Here is a 22728-nt window from a genome sequence, read left to right on the forward strand (position 1 = left end):
CGAAATCAAAGCTCGAATGACAGCATTCGAGCTTTTTTCATGTCTTCTTCTATTGAAGCATTCCCACGCTATAGCAGACCTCTCACGGAAAAAGATTTGGACGATACTTTTCATTCCCTAAAAATATATGTTCACCCAATGGGCGCTACCTGCATATGATGGAGTGAAAAGAGTCGAAGGAGGAATTGCGCTGAAACGTTTACGACAAATCGTGACGAAAGCAGTAGTTGCCAAAGGGAAGAAGAGAACGGAAGAACGTGTAACATTATCACCAACAAATAAACCGACAAGTATTTTAGGATGCTGGGTAATCAATCATACTTGCTCTGCGAAAAGAGTCGGGAAATTTGTAGAAGTAACTGGGAAATTTGATGTCAATGTGTGGTATGCCTATAGTAACCATTCGAAAACAGCTGTGTTTTCCGAAACGGTTCACTATAAAGACAAAGTGAAGCTTCATTATCGTGAAGGTGAAATTAGCGTTGGTGATGATGTTCGTGTACGTGTGATACAAGAACCAAATTGTATTGAAGCGATTATCTCTCCATGTGGTACGAAGTTTGAAATTGTTGTAGAACGTGAAGTAGTTGTCGAAGTAATGGGTGAAACAACAATTTGTATTAGTGTCCATCCATTAGACTATGAAGAAGATTGGAGCTTTAATGATGAAAGTTCTTCATCCTCCTCATCAAGCTCCAGCTCATCTTCCAGCTCTGATGGAGAAAGCAGGTATGTGTTAGAGTCCTCATCGTTTCCTGATGAACGACCAAGATAAGTCTAAAAAACATCATTTTTTGATACATGCGAAATGCTAGCATCTTAAAAAAGGTGAAGGAAGCGTTTCGCATGTATCTTTTGTTATAATAAAAATATCTATATGGTAAGAGCGAGGTAAATAATTATATGACAACATATACACCAATGATGCAACAGTATCTACAGGTAAAGGAAGACTACAAAGATGCCTTTTTATTTTTTAGATTAGGTGACTTTTATGAAATGTTTTTTGAGGATGCCATCAATGCCTCACAAATTTTAGAGATTACATTAACGAGCCGAGATGCAGGCGCAAAAGAGCGAATACCAATGTGCGGTGTGCCGCATCATTCGGCTAAAAATTATATTGAAACACTTGTGCAAAAGGGCTATAAAGTGGCGATTTGTGAACAAACAGAAGATCCAAAGCAAGCAAAAGGTGTGGTCAAACGTGAAGTGGTTCAGCTTATCACACCAGGAACCATTATGGAAGGTAAGGCGCTTGACGGTAAAACCAACCATTTTATTGGGGCAGCAGAGCAATTAGATGACACGACATTTGGCTATGCCTATTTAGATTTATCGACAGGTGAAGCAGTGGCTTCGTCTATTGAAGGCGATGGAAAAGCCCTCTTAATGCAAATGCAGGCTTATGGTATTCGAGAGCTTATTGTAACGGATAGTTTACAGCTACTATTAGCAGAGCACGCCGTTCATGCTGGGATTGTGCTGTCAGTTGAAGTGGATGAAATGCCTATGGACAAAGCAGCAAGCTATTTAGAAGCCGTACCTCAGCCATTACAAGTTGCCTGTCTTCGTTTGTTAGCGTATATCGATCAAACACAAATGCGCTCTTTATCGCATATTCAAGCTTTCTCATTTAATGAAATTAAAAATTATTTACGCATTGATTCTAGCTCCAAACGAAACTTAGAGTTGATTCAATCGATTCGTGGTGGAGACCAAAAAGGAACACTTTTATGGCTATTAGATGATACCGTGACAGCAATGGGTGGGCGAAAATTAAAACAATGGCTACATCAGCCACTGGCTACTCGTACAGCGATTGAGGACAGGCTGGCGATTGTCACGGATTTATTGGAAGAATATTTTGTGCGCACTGAGCTACAAGCTTCCTTAAAACAAGTCTATGATTTAGAGCGTTTGGCTGGTCGTGTTGCGTTTGGCAATGTAGGCGGACGTGATTTAGCACAATTACGTGATTCATTGCGCCAAGTGCCAGCTATTCAGCAGCAGCTGATGGGGGCAAATAAAGAGACGTTACAGCAATTAGGTGCAGCACTTGATACATGCACAGATGTCGAGGCTTTATTAGCAATGGCGATCACTGATAATCCGCCTATTACCATTAAAGAAGGGGATGTCATCCGTGATGGCTACAATGAGCGCTTAGACGAACTACGCTATGCTGCTCGCAACGGTAAAGATTGGATTGCCCAACTTGAACAAGAAGAGCGAATGAAAACAGGCATTAAAAATTTAAAAATAGGCTATAATCGAATTTTTGGTTACTATATTGAAATTACAAAATCGAATATTCATTTAGCTGACTTAACACGCTATGAGCGCAAACAAACGTTGGCGAATGCAGAGCGCTATATTACACACGAACTAAAAGAAAAAGAAGCATTAATTTTAAATGCAGAGGAAGAAAGCTTAACATTAGAGTACAATCTGTTTGTGGAAATTCGAGAGGCATTAAAGGCATATATCCCACGTGTACAAGCACTTGCAGCAAGTATTAGTGAGCTAGATGTTTTACTAAGCTTTGCAAGTGTTTCAGAAAAATATCGTTTTACAAAACCAGAATTTCATGGTGGACGTGCGCTCGAAATTATAGAGGGACGACATCCAGTTGTTGAAAAAATGTTAAATAAGCAAATGTATGTACCAAATGATTGTGTGCTAGAAGAGCAGCATAATATGATGCTTATTACAGGGCCGAATATGTCTGGTAAAAGTACTTATATGCGCCAAGTAGCCTTAATTGTTGTTATGGCGCAAATGGGCTGTTATGTACCTGCTGAAAAGGCGAAACTGCCTATTACCGATCAAATTTTTACGCGCATTGGAGCGGCTGATGATTTAGCAGCAGGACAATCCACATTTATGGTAGAAATGCTTGAATCACAACATGCTATTATGCATGCAACAAAAAATAGCTTGATGCTATTTGATGAAATCGGACGTGGCACATCGACTTATGACGGCATGAGTTTGGCACAATCGATGATGGAATATATTCATGATAAAATCGGTGCAAATACGTTGTTTTCTACGCATTATCATGAATTAACGGCACTGGAAAAGGATTTACCTCGCTTACAAAATGTCCATGTATCGGCTACTGAAAAAAATGGAACGGTTGTGTTCTTGCATAAGGTGAAAAAAGGAGCCGCTGATAAATCCTATGGTATTCATGTGGCACAGCTCGCACAATTGCCAGAAGAAATTTTAGCGAGAGCGCGTGTTTTACTGGAGAATTTTGAGGCTGGGAAAGAAGTAGTTGCTGAAACACAGGTCATGGCTGAACAACCCTTACAAATGTCTTTATTTGCAGAGGAAGAGCCGATTTCACCAGCCGAGGCAGAGGTGCTAAAAAAATTAGAAAAAGTCAATATTTTAGGCACTTCACCTATGCAGGCAATGAATATTTTATATGAGCTACAGCAAGAGCTAATCAACGTAAAAAAATAGATAAAGGAGTGATACGTTAGTGGGAAACATACAAATTATGGACGAGTGGCTATCCAATAAAATCGCAGCAGGAGAGGTAGTAGAAAGACCAGCTTCTGTTGTCAAAGAGCTAGTGGAAAATGCCATTGATGCGGGGAGTACGTCCATTGATGTTTTTTTACTAGAAGCGGGTCTCACTTCCATTCAAGTAATAGATAATGGTAATGGTATGGATGAAGAGGATGCATTGATATCATTTTCTCGCCATGCTACTAGTAAAATTCATCAGGAACATGATTTATTCCGCATTCGTACACTCGGTTTCCGTGGGGAAGCATTGGCATCCATTGCTTCTGTTTCTAAAATGACGCTCATAACATCAAATGGTGAATCTGGAACGCATTTAGAGCTTGAAGGTGGACATATCCTAACACATAAGCCTGGTCCTTTGCGTAAAGGTACGGATTTAACGGTATCTCAGCTATTTTTTAACACGCCCGCACGCTTAAAATATATGAAAACTATTCAAACTGAACTTGGGCATACGATAGACCTAATGAATCGCCTAGCACTTAGCAATCCACAAATTGCATTCAGATTACTGCATAATGGTCAACAATTATTGCAAACCAATGGGCGAGGAGATGTGCAACAAGTACTGGCTGCTATTTACGGTTTACATAATGCCAAGAAGATGGTGCCGTTCCAAGGCGAATCATATGATTATCGAATTTCTGGCTTTGTGTCCTTACCTGAGGTGACACGTGCTTCCAAAAATTATATGTCTCTGTTTGTTAATGGTCGCTGGGTCAAGCATTATTTAGTGCAAAAAGTGGTTGTGGATGCCTACCATACGTATTTACCCATCGAACGCTATCCGATTGTTGTCCTTTATATAGAGGGAGATCCTTATTTAACAGATGTCAATGTGCATCCTGCGAAACATCAAATTCGTTTAAGTAAAGAGCCAGAGCTTTTGAAATTAATCGAGGAAACCATCCGTGAAAAAATACGCAGCGTTATTCGTGTACCTCAGATGGAGAAGAAAGAAAAAAGTGTCAAACCTACTAATGAGCAACTTAATATTTGGAAGCCTGCTCCCAAAATAGATGTAGAGAAGATGCATGCAATTGTTGAGAAACTATATGATGTCCAAACCATTCAAGAGAGCAATCGTGAACAGTTGGTCGTGCCAGAGCCTGTACCTACTGTGATAGAGGATAGCTGGCAGCCCGATCTGCGATTGGAGACTGAGACTGTTGAACAAGTAACCAGTGTAGAACAACAAGAAGTAATTGAGGATGAGTCTACGAAAGAACCATTTCCTGAACTAGAAGTAGTTGGGCAAATCCATGGCACATACATTGTTGCACAAATGGAAGATGGTTTTTATTTAATTGATCAACATGCTGCACAGGAACGCATTAAATATGAATTTTTCCGTGAAAAGGTCGGTCAAGTCAATCCGCATGAACGTCAAGCATTATTGCTTCCACTAACTTTCCACTATGCGGCCGATGAAGCACTTATTTTACGAGAATACAAGCATGAGCTAGAAGCTGTAGGTGTATTTTTAGAGGAATTTGGTCAGTCATCTTTTGTTGTACGTGAGCACCCAAGTTGGTTCCCACAAGGAGAAGAGCAGGAAATCATTGAGGATTTAATTGAACAGGTGCTAACAACGAAAAAGGCCGATGTCAAAAAATTACGTGAAGCAGCGGCGATTATGATGAGCTGTAAAAAATCGATCAAAGCCAATCATTATTTAACAAAAGAACAAATGGAAACATTGCTACGAGATTTACGCAATGCAGATAATCCATTTACATGCCCTCACGGACGTCCAGTGCTTATTCATTTTACATCGTATGAAGTTGAAAAAATGTTCAAACGGGTTATGTAGTGACAAGGGGGAAGTTGAATGGGCGAATTTATTTTAGCGATTGATCAAGGAACGACAAGTTCAAGGGCTATTTTATTTAATAAAAAAGGTGAAATTGTTCATGTCGCACAAAAAGAATTTCAGCAAATTTTTCCGAAGGCTGGCTGGGTAGAGCATAATGCAAATGAAATTTGGGGTTCTATTCTAGCTGTTATTGCGGCTGTCTTAACCGAAAGTGGGCACGAAGCAAGTGAGGTACATGCCATTGGCATTACCAATCAACGCGAAACGACAGTTGTATGGGATAAAAAGACAGGTCAGCCCATTTACAATGCGATTGTCTGGCAATCGCGCCAAACACAGGACATTGTGAATACCTTAAAAGATCAAGTCCATGAAGAGCTTTTTCAGCAAAAAACAGGGCTACGCCTAGATGCTTATTTTTCTGCAACAAAAATTAAATGGATTTTAGACAATGTGGATGGCGCACGCGCAATGGCTAACAATGGAGATTTGCTATTTGGGACGATTGATTCTTGGATTGTTTGGCGATTATCAAAAGGAAAGGCTCATGTAACCGACTATTCAAATGCAGCTCGAACATTGCTTTACAATATTCATGAATTGCAATGGGATGATGAGCTTTGTCAGCTTTTAGCTATTCCAATGTCAATGCTACCTGAAGTGAAAAATTCATCTGAAATATACACGGAAACAGCACCAAGTATTTTCTTTGGTGAAAAAATTCCGATTGCAGGGATTGCAGGTGATCAACAAGCCGCTCTTTTTGGTCAAACTTGCTTTACAAAAGGAATGGCTAAAAACACTTACGGTACTGGCTGTTTTATGCTATTAAATACAGGCCAGCAAGCAGTGACCTCTGAAAATGGTTTACTGACGACTATTGCTTGGGGGATAGATGGAAAAGTGACCTATGCATTAGAAGGTAGTGTTTTTGTAGCAGGGTCAGCAATCCAATGGCTACGAGATGGGCTACTTATGATTCGTACTGCTGAGGATTCCGAAACCTATGCTAAAAAGGTGAAGAACACGGATGGTGTCTACATTGTCCCTGCCTTTGTTGGTCTAGGAACTCCTTATTGGGATACAGATGCTCGTGGTGCCATTTTTGGCTTAACACGAGGAACATCAAAAGAGCATTTCATCCGGGCAACACTTGAATCATTAGCCTATCAAACAAAGGATGTACTGGATGCAATGGAAGATGCAGCGGGTACCCCGATTGAAGTACTCCGTGTCGATGGTGGGGCTGTTAAAAATCAGTTTTTAATGCAGTTCCAAAGTGATGTTTTACAGCTACAAGTTGAGCTAGCACAGCTTAATGAATCAACAGCACTAGGTGCAGCCTATTTAGCAGGTCTTGCCACAAACTTTTGGCCAAACCAAGAGACCTTATCTGCATTATGGGTGAGTGGCCAAACCTACCAACCACAAATGGAGGACGAGCAAGCCACAGCTCTTTACACTGGCTGGCAAAAGGCTGTAGAGGCCACACGAATTTTTAAATCATAGCTATTGGGGGAGAAAGGTATGTTTTCATTTGAGCATCGTCCAAAAATTTTATATTATCTAGAGCACTATAGCTTTGACGTATTAGTCATTGGTGGTGGTATTACAGGTGCAGGAATTGCATTAGATGCCGCATCAAGAGGCCTTTCTGTCGCATTAATTGACATGCAGGATTTTTCAGCTGGTACGTCGAGCCGTTCAACCAAGCTGATTCACGGTGGCCTACGTTATTTAAAGCAATTTGATGTGGGTGTCGTAGCGGAAGTGGGGCGTGAACGTGAAATCGTTTATGATAATGCGGTTCATGTCACAACACCTGAAAAAATGCTATTACCTTTATATAAGAAGGGCTCACTTAGTCCGTTTACAACATCTATAGCATTAAAGGTTTATGACCGCTTGGCGGGTGTCAAAAAACATGAACGTAGAACAATGTTAAACGTCCAAGAAACCCTAGCATTAGAGCCTTTACTTAATGAAGATGGACTTGTGGGTGGAGGGTATTATGTTGAATATCGTACGGATGATGCACGTCTGACGATTGAAGTATTGAAAAAGGCTGCAGAATATGGAGCATTGTGTCTCAATTATGCAGAGATGACGGAATTTATCTACAAAAAGAAAAAGCTTGTTGGCATTAAAGTGAAGGATCATGTTACGGGAACAATACTCGATGTACATGCAGCACAAATTGTCAATGCTACGGGCCCTTGGGTAGATGACGTACGACAGAAAGATAAAGTAACAGATAACAAGCAATTGCGTCTGACAAAAGGCGTTCATATTGTCCTCAACCAAAAGGATTTTCCACTGAAGCAAGCTGTTTATTTTGATATTCCTGATGGGCGTATGGCTTTTGCAATTCCGCGAGATGACAAAACCTATATAGGGACAACGGATACAGTCTTTGAGGGAAATCTTGTACACCCTGTTGCTACACAGCAAGATGTAGATTATTTAATTGAGGCTGCTAAAAAAATCTTTCCAACTGCTACTATTACAAGAGAAACGATTGAATCATCCTGGGCAGGAGTACGCCCGCTCATTTATGAAAAAGGAAAGGACCCTTCTGAAATTTCAAGGAAAGATGAAATATGGACAGCGCCAAGTGGTTTAATGACAATCGCTGGCGGTAAGCTCACAGGCTATCGTCAAATGGCTGAAACAATTGTCGATAAAATTGTAAAAGCTCGTCGTTATAAGCATGCAAGTGCTTGTTTAACACGTGAGCTCTCACTGTCTGGTGCAAAAGGAATCAACGCGATTAATTTCCCTGACTATATGGCTTATAAAGCACGAGAAGGTGTACAATACGGCTTAAATTATGATGAAGCCAAACAGCTTGTCCAAAAGTATGGCACAAATGTAGATGGATTATTTAATCGTGTTAAATTTTTACATGAACATGGCAGTACAATGCCTCTAGCTTTACACGCTATGCTACTGTATGGCATGGAAGAGGAAATGGTCTATACACCGAGCGACTTCTTTATTCGTCGTACAGGCTTGCTTTACTTTGATATTGAGGCCGTCAAGCTTTATAAGCAGCAAGTAATTCAAGTGATGCAACAACACTTGAATTATACGGATGAACAGAAACACAAGTATATGGCTGAATTAGAGCAAGCCATTAAGGATGCAACAAATTTTGTGAAAAAAGGGGAGTAAGGGATGGAGCGTTATATTCAAATGTCGGATGGACATTTTGTCTTTACTCGAACATTGGAGCCCACAACGCCATGTATTGGTCATATTCACATTTTGCATGGTATGGCAGAGCACAGTGGTCGCTATTTAACATTTGCTAAAACACTCAATATGGCAGGCTATGTCGTGACGATGCACGATCATCGTGGTCACGGTGAAACGGCAGCCTATAATGGCACGTTAGGTTTTTTTGCTGAAAAGAACGGCTTTGAGCGTGTGGTAAAAGATGCCCATGAAGTGGTCACGCAATTACATGCACCTTACGCAAATGTACCATTCATTATTTTTGGTCATAGTATGGGGTCATTCATTACTAGACGATATATTCAACTGTATGGTGAACAAGTAGACAATGTTATTCTCTGTGGTACGGGAAATGTGACAGCTCTGCATGCTGTTGGAAATATTGTAGCCAAGGTATTAGCTAAGGGGCTAGGGAAAGAAACTGAAAGTAAGCTGCTAAATCAATTGAGTTTTGGTAGCTTTAATAAACAGTTTCCAAATCCAAAGACGGCCTATGACTGGCTATGTTCTGTCCAACAAGAGGTGCAGAAGTATATAGATGATCCATATTGTGGCTTTATTCCAACCAATCAATTTTTTGTCGATTTAACAACGGGCTTTGCAACACTTAATCGTAAAAAAGAATTAGCAAAAATGAGAAAAAATCTTCCCATTCTCTTGATAAGCGGAAGTAAAGACCCGGTTGGCGAACAGGGGCTGGGCGTTTACACAGTTGCTGAACAATTGGCAACAGTAGGAGTAAAAGATGTAACGGTTTATTTATTTGAGGACAAACGGCATGAAATTTTAAATGAAGACAATCAAGAAGCGGTCTTTCAAGTATTATTACGGTGGTTAGAAAAATATGATAGAAACTAAATTACAGCAGGCAGAGGTCGTAGCGATTGTAGGACCAACTGCCTCTGGTAAAACAGCTTTAAGCATTGAACTGGCGAAAAAATATAACGGTGAAGTCATTAATGGTGACTCCATGCAAATTTATAAAGGACTCGATATTGGGACTGCTAAAATTAAGGAAGAAGAGATGGAGGGCGTACCACACCATCTACTCAGTTTTTTAGAGCCGACAGAATCTTTTTCAGTAGCGGATTATCAAAAATTAGTCCGAGCAAAAATTGCAGAAATCCAATCTCGACAAAAATTACCCATTATAGTAGGTGGCTCAGGCTTATATGTACAAGCGGTCCTCTATGATTTCCAATTTACTGATGAGAAAGTTGATGAGGAAGCACGAAAAGCCTACTATGATGAATTAGCAAAGCTTGGCCCTGAGGCAATGCATGATAAATTAAAACAACTAGACCCTCAAACAGCGGAGACGATTCATCCAAACAATACGCGTCGTGTCATTCGTGCATTAGAAATGCTGGAATTAAGCGGTGTATCCAAAGCAGCTGAAGCACAAAACCGAGGGGAAGTACCTCTATATAAGCATGTCATTTTGGGGTTAGGTCAAAATATGACCCGTGAAGTGCTTTATGACCGCATTAACCGTCGTGTTGATTTAATGATAGACAATGGCCTTTTAGAAGAAGTCAAAGGTTTATGGCAGCAAAATATTCGAAATGTGCAGTCCATACAAGCAATTGGCTATAAGGAATTATATGATTATTTGGATGGCAAATGTACCCTCGAAGAAGCTATTGATAGCTTAAAACAAAATTCACGCCGCTATGCAAAAAGACAACTTACCTATTTTCGCAATAAAATGGATGTCCATTTTATTACGACGGATGAACAATTATAAAAATTAAGAAAAATTTCTAAAAATTACTAATTGATAAATTGGTAGAACATGCTACTATAGGAGTGAAGAGGTAGAAAGTTAGTGGGGAGGCTATTTGATGAAATCAATCAACTTGCAAGATACGTTCTTGAACCAACTACGTAAAAACAGTGTTTTTGTAACTGTATTTCTGTTAAATGGATTTCAGTTAAAAGGGACTGTGAAATCATATGACAATTTTACAGTTTTATTAATGGATGCTGAAAATAAGCAGCACCTAATCTACAAGCACGCCATTTCTACATTCGTTCCAGCAAAACAAATAGAGTTTTTAGAGACAGAAGGATAAAAAATTGTTAAACAGCTTGTGTTCACCACACTGGCTGTTTTTTTTGTTACAAGCTATAATGTAAGTGGAATTTGAAATTTTGGAGGAAAAAAGTTCATGAAATCAATGGAAACAACACAATTACTAGAACGATTAGATGCAAATGAGGACCTATATATTATTGATGTACGTGAAGAGGATGAAGTAGCACACGGCATGATTCCTGGTGCCAAGCACATTGCCCTTGGGACAATCCCGGAACGTTTAGAGGAATTAGACGTAGAAAAGTCATATATTGTTGTTTGTAAGGCTGGTGCTCGTTCTGCTAATGCATGTGCTTATTTAGAAGCGCAAGGATTTGATGTAACAAATCTTGAAGGCGGCATGCTAGCTTACGATGGAGAATTAGAATTTAAATAAATGCCAAAATGAAAAACAAAACCATCCATAGCATTTTTGTGAAGGGTGAAAATGGATTTCCGTTGCAGGCTACTTGCTTTCCTGTGAGCGAGCGCCGAGCCGCTTCCTCCGTGCAGGGGCTCGCCTGTCTCTTTATCCCACGGGAGTCAAGTAGCCTTCCACTCCAATCTATAAAAATTTAGCAAAGGTCTTCACTACGGCTCGTATGAAAGAGAAAAGACACTTTTACATATGGTTGATTGGAGTGGAGCCAGCGTCACTCCTAGAGGATTTAGCGTCACAGAGGAGACCTTGTAGCGAACGCAGTGAGTGAAGCGGCTCATCGGACGCCCCCTGGAAAGGACGCTGGCGGAACGGAAATCAACCCCTTGCCTTTCAAAGTGGCTGTTTCTATCATTGACATCACCTTTTTTATATACTTATTTTCGGAGTGTGTTCATGATGAGGCTGAAATTTTTTTCAAAGTTACTATACGGATTCACATTTTTTTGCCCACGAACCTTTGAAGCATAACTGGAAAAATTTAAACCAGCACCATATATTTGTAAAGCACCATTCGCAAGATCCCCATTTTGAAGAAGCTCAAGACCATCTTTTAAGAAATTTTCACTCTCATCGAAGTGACATTCCGTCATGTATTTATCCCCGCTATAATATAACTTCAGATTTTCGATGATTATATTCGCTGTTTCGTTACTTATGTTAGCATTGACATTCATTAATAACTGATTGATTGGTTTCACTAACTGAGCGTAGTGACTATCATAATTTTCACAAGTCTCCGCAATAGCATTTCTCAATTCTCTTGCATTCATCCTAACTCCTCCTCAAAGAAAATTTATGACCTATCTTACATTGTACATACTCATAATAGTATGAAGGGATTAGTGACCCCTTTCTTTATAAAACTTACTCTTTAATTTTCAGAAATATGTTACAATTATATAGGTGAAGGAGGGATTTTGTATGTTTCGTTCAATAGCACCCCCAACAATGTCTTTACAGTAGAATCTACTGTTTAGGCATACAATAACAGTTTGCTCATTTTCAATAGATTCTACTGTATAGGTTAATACTTTATACGTAGAAAGTAGGAATTTGTAATGAGCGGAAAATTAGCATTTGTATTATCCATGATTATTTTTGGAGCAGTTGGTGTTTTTGCCAAGTATATTCCTTTATCTTCAAGTGAAATCGCTTTTTGGATGAGTTTAATAGGTGCTCATTTTTTAGTAGTGATTTTTATTTATAAAAAGGAAAGTTTTTCGAAATTAGAGATTATAAAAAATAAATGGAAATTAATACTTTCTAGTATCGCCTTGAGTGGGAACTGGATTTTTTTATTTCAGGCTTATAAAGCAACAACGATTGCCAATGCTGCATTGAGTTATTATTTTGCACCAGTACTCGTTATCTGTTTATCTCCAATTATTTTAAAAGAGAAGCTAGTTGGCAGAAAAATAATATATGTCTGTGTGGCCCTTATTGGACTATATTTGATTGTCCAAAGTCAAGGCACTGGGGACAGTGAGCATTTTATAGGCATTGTCTACGGTCTTATCGCGGCATGCTTTTACACAGCGCTAACATTGACAAATAAATTTATATGCGGCTTAAAGGAACCAGAAAATACAATGATTCAACTTTCTTTAGCAGCATTTTTCCTTGGCTTCTATCTAATTGGAACTACAGGATTTCAGGTCATGAAAATCAGTTTTGAGTCAGTCCTATTATTAATTACATTAGGCATTGTCCATGCAGGGGTTGGATTTTTATTGTTCTTTTTAGGCATGTCACAGTTAAAAGGACAAAGTATAGCCATTCTTAGCTATATTGATCCACTGACATCATTAGTAATTTCCACGATGATTATAGGAGAAAAAATGGCGCTTCTACAAATAATAGGAGCGGTCCTATTATTAGGCTCAACATTGCTAAGCGAAATAGAAAAAGAATAGGTAACCGAAGAAATGGTACAAGGCAAGTATTCTAATATTGACAGAAAAAATACGCTGTCGTAGATTATAAATAGTTTAATAAAAGCATTAGGTGCCCAATAGGGAGAATAGGGAATAAAGTGAAAAACTTTAGCGGACCCGCCACTGTATAAGGGAGTGTCATCGTAAATGCCACTAGCGAATCGCTGGGAAGGCACGATGATATGTTGAGCTTGAGCCAGGAGACCTGCCTACTTGCTTCAGAAGTATATAGATGATGGAAAAGTCTGTAGTTTATTTGTCATGACAATAAACTACAGACTTTTTATTTTGTCTTCATGTAGAACGAGAGGAGAAACAATAATGCAATTATTACAAGACACGATTCAAAATATCCCAGGGGCTGATATGGATAGTATGGAGCAAGCTAGAAAGCGAATTGATGCGCTTTGTAAGCCCCCAGGTAGCTTGGGTAAACTAGAATCACTTGCCGTACAGCTTTCAGGCATAACAGGACAACTATATCCAATGGTCGACAAAAAAGTGATGATTGTCTGTGCAGCAGATCATGGCGTTTGTGAGGAAGGCATAACAACGAATCCACAAGATGTTACGGTCTTTCAAACATTAAATTTTCCTAAGGGAGGTACAGGCGTTTGTGCGATTGCGGGCATTACCAATGCAAAGGTAGTAACAGTAGATGTTGGGGTAAAAGAAGATATTCCGCTTGATGCAGGTGTCATCATTCATAAAATTAAACATGGCACAGATAACATGGCACAGGGCCCTGCTATGTCAAGAGAAGAGGCTATTCAATCCATTGAAGTGGGGATTCATGTGGCAACAGATGAAATCACAAAAGGAGCCAACCTACTTGGAACAGGTGAAATGGGCATTGGTAATACAACGCCGAGCACTGCCATATTAGCTGCTTTGACTGGCTATGACCCTATTGAAATAACAGGGTTTGGTGCAGGAGTTGGTCAAGGAGGGATTGCTCATAAAGCAGCAGTAATTGAAAAAGCAATTACTCTCAACCAACCCAATCCTAACGATATTATTGATGTTCTAGCTAAAGTTGGAGGGCTAGAGATTGGGGCTATGGCTGGTATCATGCTGGCTGCCGCAAGTCACCGAAAACCTGTTATTATTGATGGTTTTATTTCGACTATTGCTGCGCTTATTGCTTATCAAATTGAACCGAAAGTAAAAGACTTTATCATACCTTCCCATGCTTCAGAGGAACCAGGGGCTAAAATTGCCGCATCATTACTTGGTGTAGAGCCAATGCTGCATATGAACATGCGATTAGGCGAAGGCTCTGGTGCTGCTCTAGCCTTTCCTCTTTTAGATGCTGCTTGTTCTATGATGAAAAATATGGTGACATTAGAAGAAGCCATGAATCTTTTGGCTAAATAGTTACTGAATAACAAATAAGCGCAAATAGTTAATGAACTCTTTGCGCTTATTCATTTTTTTATTCAATTACAGTATCTATGCCCGATTCAACCTACGCAAAGGCAAACGCCACTTCATCATATAGGAAAGAATGCGTAATGCTGTAATCACTGCAAATAATACATAAAGGAAAATGTCTCCTGTCAAAACTTCAAATCCGATAACAAGCCCTGCGAGAGCAGCCCAAACACCATAGACTTCATCACGGAGAACTAGTGGCTTCCGTCTAGCTAATAAATCTCGCACAATACCACCACCTGAACCTGTTAAAACAGCAGCTACAACGACTGCGCTAATTGGCATATCTAGTTTCACTGCATAGAGTGCACCTTGAATAGCGAACGCGGATAAGCCAATGGCATCTGTGAAGTTGCCCCAACGATGCCAATGCTGAATCAGATGATGTGGGAAGATAAAAAATATCGTAATCGCAGCTAGTGCAATTTGAAACATCATATCCTGTCCCCATAAGGTTGTGACAGGCAGCCCGATGAGTAAATTTCGAATAGCTCCTCCACCAAAAGCAGTGACAATACCGAGTATATATACACCGAATAAATCGTATTCTTCTTCCATGGCAATGATTGCCCCAGAAATAGCAAAGGCAATTGTTCCAATAATACTAAAAACCTCCCAAGCCATCCCTTTCACCCCTTCTATCAATAAATGAACTTCTTTTTTTAAAGTTAAAAGACTTTTTTTGACGTAACAGAATCTATGAATTTAATAGCCAAAATCAGTCATTACATACGCTTCTTGAAGTAAGTCCGCACATTAGCTTAGCGTAAAATTCGCTTAGAAACAATAGGCAAGTTTTGCAGGGGTTCATACAAATTGATAAGATGTTATTGAAATAAAGAAAAACATTCGTCAAAAGCGTTGATATACCAGTAGTTATTTAGGGAATTCTAGAATGAGTGAAGTCAATTTAGAGAGTCGATAGATCTTACTGATTGAAATGCGGGACAATTGTGAAATGGAGAAGAAAAGAATGACGTTTACATCTAATTTATCAGCACAAACGCTATCCTTAGCGTCAAAAATAGAGGAGCAAGTTCGACCCTATCATGCAAAGGTAGAAGAAATGGCGTTTTATAATCAACAGAAGGTGCTAGCAGCATTTCGCAAGCATCAAGTAAGTGACTACCATTTACATCCATCCAATGGCTATGGCTATGACGATGAGGGACGCGATAATTTAGAGCGTGTTTATGCGGAAGTTTTTGGGGCGGAGGCTGCCATTGTACGACCACAAATTATTTCAGGAACACATGCAATCACGCTTAGTCTATTCGGTGTCCTTCGTCCTGGTGATGAGCTGCTTTATATTTCTGGTCAGCCATATGATACATTGCAATCCATTGTCGATGGTGGTAACAAAGATACCGGTTCACTGAAAGATTATAAAATAGGCTATCGACATGTGGATTTAGTGGAAAATAAAGCAATTGATTGGGTAGGTGTAGAAGCAGCCATTACTGCGCAAACAAAAATGATTGCCATTCAACGTTCGAAAGGCTATGCGACACGTCCATCCTTTACGATTGCAGAAATTGCTGATATGTGCGCAAAGGTGCGCAAATTAGCTCCACATGCCGTTATTTTTGTAGATAACTGCTATGGTGAGTTCGTAGAGGCGAAGGAACCTACAGAGGTTGGTGCTGATTTAATGGCAGGCTCACTCATTAAAAACCCTGGTGGAGGATTGGCGAAAATTGGTGGCTATATTGCTGGCCGTGCAGATCTAGTAGAGAAATGTGCGTATCGTATGACATCTCCAGGTATTGGGGCAGAGGCAGGGGCAACATTAAATACATTAGGAGATTTTTATCAAGGATTTTTCCTAGCCCCACATGTCGTATCACAAGCCTTAAAAGGTGCGATCTTTACAGCAGCTATGCTGGAGGAAATCGGAATGAGCACTTCTCCAAGCTATGATGCAAATCGTACGGATTTAATCCAATCCGTTTCATTCCAAACTGCACAGCAGATGATTGCCTTCTGTCGTGAAATACAAGCCAATTCTCCAATAAACGCCCATTATGCTCCAGAACCAGCTTATATGCCTGGTTATGAAGATGATGTCATTATGGCTGCGGGAACATTTATTCAAGGCTCCAGCATTGAGCTGACAGCAGATGGTCCAATCCGTCCACCATATACAGCCTTTATCCAGGGTGGACTAACATATGAACATGTTAAATTTGCTATTTGTAGTGCTGTTCAAGCCATTCAAAAAAAGTAACATGAAAATAAATAAACCTTAATTTTGAATAGTTTTTTACAATTTTCTATCGGATTGAAAAAAATAATGCCTTGCATGTCAGGAAACCTCACATGGTTGGTTGACAGTGAAAAAATTTCGTTATATGATAAGCGGGTATTGGAGGAGGACTTAAATGAGTCGTGAAATTAGACGAACTATGCCGTTATTATCAATGAGTATTGTGATGCAATTAACTGAACTCTCGGCACGACAAATTCGTTATTATGAAGAACACCATTTAATTGAGCCGCACCGAACAGAAGGCAATCGTCGAATGTTTTCATTAAATGACGTCGACACATTGCTTGAAATTAAAGACTACTTAGAGCAGGGTATGAATATGGCGAAAATTAAAAAATTATTTGCTAAAAAGAAAGATCCTGTTGCTACAGATGAACAAGATTTAAGTGATTCAGAATTACGCCAAATCATGCGCGAAGAAATGCGTCAAGCTCAGCGCATGCAAAAATCATCCATCCGACGAGGGGATTTATCTCGATTCTATTAATAAATAGGGTAGGGTAAACATAAAAGCTAGACAAATTATAGGAGTGTGGAAAACTGTGGGTAAATACACAAAAGAGGACATTAAACGTCTCATCGAAGAAAAAAACGTAAGCTTTATTCGTTTACAATTTACAGATATTCTTGGCACAATCAAAAATGTTGAGATTCCTGTAAGTCAATTAGACAAAGCACTAGAAAACAAAATGATGTTTGATGGCTCATCTATTGAAGGTTTCGTTCGAATCGAAGAATCTGATATGTATTTATATCCTGATCTTGATACTTTCGTAGTATTCCCTTGGACTTCTGAAAAAGGGAAAGTGGCACGTCTCATTTGTGACGTATACACTGCGAAAGGCGAACCATTTGCTGGTGACCCACGTAACAACCTAAAACGTATTCTTAAAAAAATGGAAGATATGGGCTTCTCAAGCTTTAATTTAGGGCCTGAGCCAGAATTCTTCTTATTCAAATTAGATGCAAAAGGCGAACCAACGTTAGAAGTAAATGACCATGGTGGTTACTTCGACTTAGCTCCAACAGATCTTGGTGAAAACTGCCGCCGTGATATCGTATTAGAGCTAGAAGAAATGGGCTTTGAAATTGAAGCATCTCACCATGAAGTAGCTCCAGGACAACACGAAATTGACTTTAAATATGCCGATGCTGTTACAGCTTGTGATAACATTCAAACTTTCAAATTAGTTGTTAAAACAATTGCACGTAAGCATGGCTTGCACGCTACATTTATGCCAAAACCATTATTTGGCGAAGCAGGCTCTGGTATGCACTTTAACGTGTCACTATTTAAAGGTAAAGAAAATGCATTCTATGATGAAGCTACAGAATTAGGTCTTTCTGAAACAGCTATGCAATTCATGGCGGGTGTTCTTGCACATGTACAAGGTTTCACAGCTGTAACAAATCCAACAGTAAACTCTTATAAACGTCTAGTACCTGGTTATGAAGCACCATGTTATGTAGCATGGTCTGCGCAAAATCGTTCACCACTAATTCGTATCCCATCAGCACGTGGACTTTCAACTCGTGTAGAAGTACGTTCTGTGGACCCTTCAGCAAACCCATATTTAGCAATGGCTGTTATTTTAGAAGCAGGTCTTGAAGGTATTCGTCAAAACTTAACGCCACCAGCAGCTATTAATCGCAATATCTATGTTATGTCGGAAGAAGAGCGTCAAGCTAATGGTATTGAAAACTTACCAGCAGCACTTGATGATGCTTTAACATTACTTGCTAAAGATAAAGTAGCGCAAGCAGCTTTAGGTGAGCATATTTACGCAAACTTTAAAGAAGCAAAAGAAATCGAGTTCGATATGTACCGTACAACCGTTCATCAATGGGAACGCGATCAATATTTAAAAATGTACTAAGAATTAATAAAAATATAAAAAAACGAGTGCCTCTTCACTTGGAAGGTACTCGTTTTTTTGTCTATAGTTCCAGAGCATGATAGGGCAGCATGGCACCCCAGCGTTATTGTTAACGGCCCATATGTTTACGATGGTGTGGCATATGACAAGGGTTATGCGGCATACCGCATAGGGTATGTGTTTCGCAGCATTCATTAACAACAGACTCTGTGCATGGGAAATAGTATTGATGATCAATCATATGTTTATTCACTGTTGTGACATGTGCTGGTTGTACATGTGGAACAACCGTATGGATATAATTTGTGCGAACATATTGCTCTGGTGGTAAAAATTGTGGTGGATCAAATTGCGTTGGCATTGTTTGTGGCGGACAGCAGTGTGGACCTTTTGCCGGATGGCGTCTTCGTTGAAACATGTTATTACCTCCTGTTTTGATAAGTTGTAGTTCATTATTAAGATATGAGATATACGTCGATAGGGTCTATTTATTTGCCTATTATTGAATAGGTAAATCTAACAAGTCACTGAAATGGTAGAAAATCTATAGCTGGCTTAGATAAATATTGGGTGAAAGAAGCAGCTACTGAAAGCCTCTCCCAACGTCAAAATGACATTGCTTAGAGCTATTGTTTTAAATAAATGCCATGAATTTTAGTCAATTATCCATTACACCTCAGCATCATTGCGACGAGATTTTCATAATAAATACAAAAATCCTACACCTTCTAAACTATATGGGAGGGAGCTGTAGGCTAATCAAGATAAAAAATTATTAAAAAAGTATGTTTTTTGAAAAAAAAGATATTGTCAATAAAACAGTCGTACAGTATACTCTTTAATTGATAATGAATATCATTATTGATTATATTTTAGGAGGAAATGTATGTCGAAATTATCACTACGCAATAAAAAAGTTTCTATTCTTTTTGCGCTATTCTTAACATTCTCGCTTTTATTGGTGGGATGTGGAGATAAAGCATCGAACGGTAGTAGTTCACAAGAAAATGACAAAGCAGAAGAAAGTAACACAGAAGAATCTTCTAGCCGTGAGATTACACATGCTATGGGCACTACCACAATTGAAGGAACACCTACAAAAATCGTTACTCTATACCAAGGGGCTACAGATGTAGCAGTAGCGATGGGCATTAAACCAGTGGGGGCAGTAGAATCTTGGGCTGAAGCACCTTTTTATAATTATTTGAAAAAAGATTTAGATGGCGTTGCGATTGTTGGACAAGAAACGCAACCTAATCTTGAAGAAATTGCAAAACTTAAACCAGATTTAATCATTGCATCGAAAGTTCGTCATGAGGAAATTTATGATCAGTTATCACAAATTGCACCGACAGTTGCTCATGAAACGGTTTTTGATTTCAAGGGAACAGCTGAAATGATGGGTCAAGCAATGGATCAGGAAGAAAAGGTGAAAGAGTTACTAGGAGATTGGGATACACGAGTAGCTGATTTCCAAACAAAAATTCAAGAGAAGCTTGGCGATAAATGGCCATTCCATGTTTCTGTTGTTAACTTCAGAGCAGACCATGCACGTATTTATGTAACAGGATATGCAGGTTCTATATTGTCTGAGCTTGGCTTCCAAGGTCCTAAAAATTTAACAGATGACTCATTGGAAATCGTGAAGCTAACGGATAAAGAAAGTATTACACAAATGAATGCCGATGTTATTTATATGTTTATGGAAAATGATGACGCAGTCAAGAAAAATTATGAAGAGTGGACAAACCATCCACTATGGAAAGAGCTTGATGCTGTGAAGGCAAATCAAGTTTATCAAGTAGATGAAATTAATTGGAATCTAGCTGGTGGACTTATTAGTGCTAATTTAATGCTAGACGATATTTATGACAAGTTCGAATTAGAAAAATAGTAAAAGAGACTAGGGCTGTTTAAAGTGTTATAGAATACTTGAATGACAGCCCTCTCATTATAGGGATTGACATATTAGAAACCTACAATCCCTTTCATAAGATAAATTGTGGATCAAGAAAGTTGGCGTAAAATGAGAATTATTCTTTCCAGTACCTCGATGAAACAAGTAGGCTTATTCATCAGTTGTTTGATCCTTTTGCTGGCATTTTTAATCAGCATAGCTATTGGTCAAACGTCCATACCCTTCTCGTCAATCTATGATGCCATTTTTCATTTTGATGCTGCTAATAAGGAGCATGTTATTATTCGGACATCGAGATTTACAAGAGCTGTGATCGCTACAGTAGTTGGCGCAAGTCTTGCCATCGCGGGAGCATTAATGCGGGCATTAACAAGAAATCCTTTAGCAGCTCCTGATATTTTAGGGATTAATGCAGGAGCGATATTTTTTATTGTTAGTGCCATTACTCTTTTTTCCATTAATTCTTTAATGAGCTATATGTGGATTGCCTTTTTAGGTGCAGGTGCTGCGGGAGCTATGGTATTTTTCCTAGGGTCATTAGGAAGAGATGGTTTAACACCGATTAAAATAGTATTAGCTGGTGCAGCGATTACAGCTCTATTTGTCTCGTTTACGCAGGGGCTTTTAGTGATTGATGAACAAGGCTTACAAAGTGTTCTTTTTTGGTTAGCGGGATCTGTATCAGGTCGTAGCATTGACATGCTTATACCAGTTTTACCGTTTATTTTAGTGGTCACAGTTGTGGCAATAGGTATGGGTCGTTCTATAAATATTTTACAATCAGGTGATGATATTGCAAAAGGCTTAGGACAACGAACTATGATTACGAAAATCACACTCGGTCTCATTATTATCATTCTTGCAGGTAGTTCAGTTGCTGTAGCAGGTTCAATTGGCTTTATTGGTTTGATTGTCCCTCATATTGCAATTCAGCTTGTTGGTACGGATTATCGTTGGATTATTCCGTACAGTGCAGTATTAGGAGCAATATTGCTGCTGTTAGCTGATATGGCTGCGAGATATGTGATCATGCCATTAGAAATGCCAATTGGTGTAATGACTGCCTTTATCGGAGCTCCTTTCTTTATTTATATTGCACGAAAGGGGTTAGCGAAAAATGTCTAATTATAGGACAGTTCGAACGAAATCTGAACGTATATCTTTTCAAATTGCCAAAAGAACTAGTTGGATTTTACTATTATTAAGCTTATTATTAGTCATCATAACAGTCCTTGGTTTATCTGCAGGTAGTGAATTTATCCATCCTATCACAGTGGTGAGGGAATTATTGGGCTATGGTAATGGAGAGTACGATTTTGTCTTACATACATTAAGGCTCCCACGTGTATTGATGGCATTATTAGTTGGTGCAGCGCTAGGAGTTGCTGGTTTAATTTTACAAGGGATTATCCGTAATCCACTTGCTGCTCCAGATATTATCGGTGTAACGAGTGGTGCATCCATGGGGGCGATTATTTTTATCGTGTACTTTATGGGGTCAGTCAGCATTCAATTTTTACCGTTAGCTGCTATTTTAGGTGCTGGCATTGTTTCCTTTATCATTTACCTACTGTCATGGAGAAAAGGCGTCACACCTATTCGTATGGTGCTTATTGGTATTGGGATTTCAGCCTTAGCAAAGGCCGTTGTGACGATGCTGCTTGTGATCAGTAATGTAGCCGCAACAACGAAGGCCTATTTATGGCTGACAGGTAGTTTGTACGGGGCTAATATGCAGGATGTCTATTTGCTTTTACCATGGGTTGCTCTGTTATTGCCACTAACGTTTATTTTGGCAAGAACAGTAAATGTGAAGGAATTAGGAGATGAAATTGCGATAGGGCTAGGGGTAAAGGTTCAAGTGTACCGTTTACTTTTTTTACTCATTAGTGTGATGCTAGCTGGCTCTGCGGTTGCATTTGCTGGTGGAATTGCCTTTGTTGGATTAGTAGCCCCTCATATGAGTAGAATGCTTGTAGGGCGTTCCTTTGCTGGGTTGATACCTGTGACTGCTATAATTGGTGGGATTATTGTTATCGTAGCCGACATTGTAGCAAGAACTGCTTTTTTACCAAAGGATTTACCAACAGGTGTCTTTACGGCTGCAATTGGGGCACCATTCTTTATTTATTTACTATTTAGAACGCGCAATCAATAAAGCTACAGGAAATAACAGTTAAA

General features: G+C 39.2%; 20 protein-coding genes and 1 riboswitch. Of the genes, 17 read left to right on the forward strand and 3 right to left on the reverse strand.

What is annotated here, in order from left to right; translation table 11 throughout:
* Positions 1-127: 127 nt before the first annotated feature.
* The 9 genes from cotE to V6670_RS05845 all read left to right on the forward strand — a co-directional run bounded on the left by cotE (position 128) and on the right by V6670_RS05845 (position 11070).
* Entirely contained in the window at positions 128-775 is a 648-nt protein-coding gene (cotE, locus tag V6670_RS05805; protein ID WP_170829783.1) for an outer spore coat protein CotE, read from the forward strand.
* A 128-nt stretch (positions 776-903) separates the two neighbouring features.
* Complete coding sequence (gene mutS, locus V6670_RS05810) at positions 904-3474, forward strand: DNA mismatch repair protein MutS (protein WP_338653080.1); 2571 nt, start codon at positions 904-906, stop codon at positions 3472-3474.
* 19 nt (positions 3475-3493) lie between these two features.
* Positions 3494-5356 (forward strand): DNA mismatch repair endonuclease MutL, encoded by a 1863-nt coding sequence (gene mutL, locus V6670_RS05815; protein ID WP_338653081.1) that lies wholly within the window; start codon positions 3494-3496, stop codon positions 5354-5356.
* 18 nt (positions 5357-5374) lie between these two features.
* Positions 5375-6868, forward strand: coding sequence for a glycerol kinase GlpK (gene glpK / locus V6670_RS05820; RefSeq protein WP_338653084.1), 1494 nt, complete (start codon positions 5375-5377; stop codon positions 6866-6868).
* An 18-nt stretch (positions 6869-6886) separates the two neighbouring features.
* Positions 6887-8533 carry a glycerol-3-phosphate dehydrogenase/oxidase gene (locus V6670_RS05825; protein ID WP_141903517.1) on the forward strand — a complete coding sequence of 549 codons (1647 nt, stop codon included), beginning with the start codon at positions 6887-6889 and terminating at the stop codon, positions 8531-8533.
* Positions 8534-8536: 3 nt separating this feature from the next.
* Positions 8537-9454, forward strand: a complete 918-nt coding sequence (locus V6670_RS05830; RefSeq protein WP_338653086.1) for an alpha/beta fold hydrolase — start codon at positions 8537-8539, stop codon at positions 9452-9454.
* Positions 9441-10343, forward strand: a complete 903-nt coding sequence (miaA, locus tag V6670_RS05835) for a tRNA (adenosine(37)-N6)-dimethylallyltransferase MiaA (RefSeq protein ID WP_338653088.1) — start codon at positions 9441-9443, stop codon at positions 10341-10343. The genes V6670_RS05830 and miaA overlap by 14 nt, the downstream gene beginning before the upstream one ends.
* Positions 10344-10440: 97 nt before the next feature.
* Positions 10441-10671 (forward strand): RNA chaperone Hfq, encoded by a 231-nt coding sequence (gene hfq / locus V6670_RS05840; RefSeq protein WP_036124674.1) that lies wholly within the window; start codon positions 10441-10443, stop codon positions 10669-10671.
* A gap of 96 nt (positions 10672-10767) precedes the next feature.
* Positions 10768-11070, forward strand: coding sequence for a rhodanese-like domain-containing protein (locus V6670_RS05845; RefSeq protein ID WP_338653092.1), 303 nt, complete (start codon positions 10768-10770; stop codon positions 11068-11070).
* A gap of 419 nt (positions 11071-11489) precedes the next feature.
* On the opposite strand, the gene V6670_RS05850 is transcribed toward V6670_RS05845, so the two are convergent.
* Positions 11490-11885 carry a hypothetical protein gene (locus V6670_RS05850; protein ID WP_338653094.1) on the reverse strand — a complete coding sequence of 132 codons (396 nt, stop codon included), beginning with the start codon at positions 11883-11885 and terminating at the stop codon, positions 11490-11492.
* 288 nt (positions 11886-12173) lie between these two features.
* On the opposite strand from V6670_RS05850, the gene V6670_RS05855 reads away from it, so the two are divergent.
* Both V6670_RS05855 and cobT read left to right on the forward strand, forming a co-directional pair.
* On the forward strand, positions 12174-13028 hold the full coding sequence (locus V6670_RS05855) for a DMT family transporter (protein ID WP_338653096.1): 855 nt from the start codon (positions 12174-12176) through the stop codon (positions 13026-13028).
* Positions 13029-13100: 72 nt separating this feature from the next.
* Positions 13101-13277, forward strand: a riboswitch (cobalamin riboswitch).
* A gap of 93 nt (positions 13278-13370) precedes the next feature.
* Complete coding sequence (cobT, locus tag V6670_RS05860) at positions 13371-14426, forward strand: nicotinate-nucleotide--dimethylbenzimidazole phosphoribosyltransferase (RefSeq protein ID WP_338653098.1); 1056 nt, start codon at positions 13371-13373, stop codon at positions 14424-14426.
* Positions 14427-14501: 75 nt separating this feature from the next.
* Here cobT and V6670_RS05865 read toward each other — a convergent pair whose 3' ends face one another.
* Positions 14502-15107, reverse strand: a complete 606-nt coding sequence (locus V6670_RS05865; RefSeq protein ID WP_036128179.1) for a trimeric intracellular cation channel family protein — start codon at positions 15105-15107, stop codon at positions 14502-14504.
* A gap of 349 nt (positions 15108-15456) precedes the next feature.
* Between V6670_RS05865 and V6670_RS05870 the strand changes: the two genes are divergently transcribed.
* The 3 genes from V6670_RS05870 to glnA all read left to right on the forward strand — a co-directional run bounded on the left by V6670_RS05870 (position 15457) and on the right by glnA (position 18629).
* Entirely contained in the window at positions 15457-16710 is a 1254-nt protein-coding gene (locus V6670_RS05870) for a methionine gamma-lyase family protein (protein ID WP_141903590.1), read from the forward strand.
* Positions 16711-16864: 154 nt separating this feature from the next.
* Positions 16865-17239, forward strand: a complete 375-nt coding sequence (locus V6670_RS05875) for a MerR family transcriptional regulator (RefSeq protein ID WP_036128174.1) — start codon at positions 16865-16867, stop codon at positions 17237-17239.
* Between the two features lie 55 nt (positions 17240-17294).
* Positions 17295-18629, forward strand: coding sequence for a type I glutamate--ammonia ligase (gene glnA / locus V6670_RS05880; protein WP_036128172.1), 1335 nt, complete (start codon positions 17295-17297; stop codon positions 18627-18629).
* 109 nt (positions 18630-18738) lie between these two features.
* On the opposite strand, the gene V6670_RS05885 is transcribed toward glnA, so the two are convergent.
* Positions 18739-19047 carry a CotD family spore coat protein gene (locus V6670_RS05885; RefSeq protein WP_141903523.1) on the reverse strand — a complete coding sequence of 103 codons (309 nt, stop codon included), beginning with the start codon at positions 19045-19047 and terminating at the stop codon, positions 18739-18741.
* Positions 19048-19515: 468 nt separating this feature from the next.
* Between V6670_RS05885 and V6670_RS05890 the strand changes: the two genes are divergently transcribed.
* The 3 genes from V6670_RS05890 (at position 19516) to V6670_RS05900 (ending at position 22705) form a co-directional block, all read left to right on the forward strand.
* On the forward strand, positions 19516-20523 hold the full coding sequence (locus V6670_RS05890) for an iron-siderophore ABC transporter substrate-binding protein (protein ID WP_141903524.1): 1008 nt from the start codon (positions 19516-19518) through the stop codon (positions 20521-20523).
* A 132-nt stretch (positions 20524-20655) separates the two neighbouring features.
* Entirely contained in the window at positions 20656-21672 is a 1017-nt protein-coding gene (locus tag V6670_RS05895) for an iron ABC transporter permease (RefSeq protein ID WP_036128167.1), read from the forward strand.
* Complete coding sequence (locus V6670_RS05900; protein WP_141903525.1) at positions 21665-22705, forward strand: iron ABC transporter permease; 1041 nt, start codon at positions 21665-21667, stop codon at positions 22703-22705. Before V6670_RS05895 ends, V6670_RS05900 begins: the two co-directional genes overlap by 8 nt.
* Positions 22706-22728: the final 23 nt, after the last annotated feature.

The sequence above is a fragment of the Lysinibacillus sp. Y5S-8 genome (genome assembly GCF_036894365.1).
GTDB classification, from domain to species: domain Bacteria; phylum Bacillota; class Bacilli; order Bacillales_A; family Planococcaceae; genus Lysinibacillus; species Lysinibacillus fusiformis_D.

Bases quoted from the DNA above. Each gene is read 5' to 3' on its own strand.
- cotE (WP_170829783.1), top strand. From the start codon at position 128: ATGTTCACCCAATGGGCGCTACCTGCATATGATGGAGTGAAAAGAGTC.
- mutS (WP_338653080.1), top strand. From the start codon at position 904: ATGACAACATATACACCAATGATGCAACAGTATCTACAGGTAAAGGAA.
- glpK (WP_338653084.1), top strand. From the start codon at position 5,375: ATGGGCGAATTTATTTTAGCGATTGATCAAGGAACGACAAGTTCAAGG.
- V6670_RS05825 (WP_141903517.1), top strand. From the start codon at position 6,887: ATGTTTTCATTTGAGCATCGTCCAAAAATTTTATATTATCTAGAGCAC.
- V6670_RS05830 (WP_338653086.1), top strand. From the start codon at position 8,537: ATGGAGCGTTATATTCAAATGTCGGATGGACATTTTGTCTTTACTCGA.
- miaA (WP_338653088.1), top strand. From the start codon at position 9,441: ATGATAGAAACTAAATTACAGCAGGCAGAGGTCGTAGCGATTGTAGGA.
- hfq (WP_036124674.1), top strand. From the start codon at position 10,441: ATGAAATCAATCAACTTGCAAGATACGTTCTTGAACCAACTACGTAAA.
- V6670_RS05845 (WP_338653092.1), top strand. From the start codon at position 10,768: ATGAAATCAATGGAAACAACACAATTACTAGAACGATTAGATGCAAAT.
- V6670_RS05850 (WP_338653094.1), bottom strand. From the start codon at position 11,885: ATGAATGCAAGAGAATTGAGAAATGCTATTGCGGAGACTTGTGAAAAT.
- V6670_RS05855 (WP_338653096.1), top strand. From the start codon at position 12,174: ATGAGCGGAAAATTAGCATTTGTATTATCCATGATTATTTTTGGAGCA.
- cobT (WP_338653098.1), top strand. From the start codon at position 13,371: ATGCAATTATTACAAGACACGATTCAAAATATCCCAGGGGCTGATATG.
- V6670_RS05865 (WP_036128179.1), bottom strand. From the start codon at position 15,107: ATGGCTTGGGAGGTTTTTAGTATTATTGGAACAATTGCCTTTGCTATT.
- V6670_RS05870 (WP_141903590.1), top strand. From the start codon at position 15,457: ATGACGTTTACATCTAATTTATCAGCACAAACGCTATCCTTAGCGTCA.
- V6670_RS05875 (WP_036128174.1), top strand. From the start codon at position 16,865: ATGAGTCGTGAAATTAGACGAACTATGCCGTTATTATCAATGAGTATT.
- V6670_RS05885 (WP_141903523.1), bottom strand. From the start codon at position 19,047: ATGTTTCAACGAAGACGCCATCCGGCAAAAGGTCCACACTGCTGTCCG.
- V6670_RS05890 (WP_141903524.1), top strand. From the start codon at position 19,516: ATGTCGAAATTATCACTACGCAATAAAAAAGTTTCTATTCTTTTTGCG.
- V6670_RS05895 (WP_036128167.1), top strand. From the start codon at position 20,656: ATGAGAATTATTCTTTCCAGTACCTCGATGAAACAAGTAGGCTTATTC.
- V6670_RS05900 (WP_141903525.1), top strand. From the start codon at position 21,665: ATGTCTAATTATAGGACAGTTCGAACGAAATCTGAACGTATATCTTTT.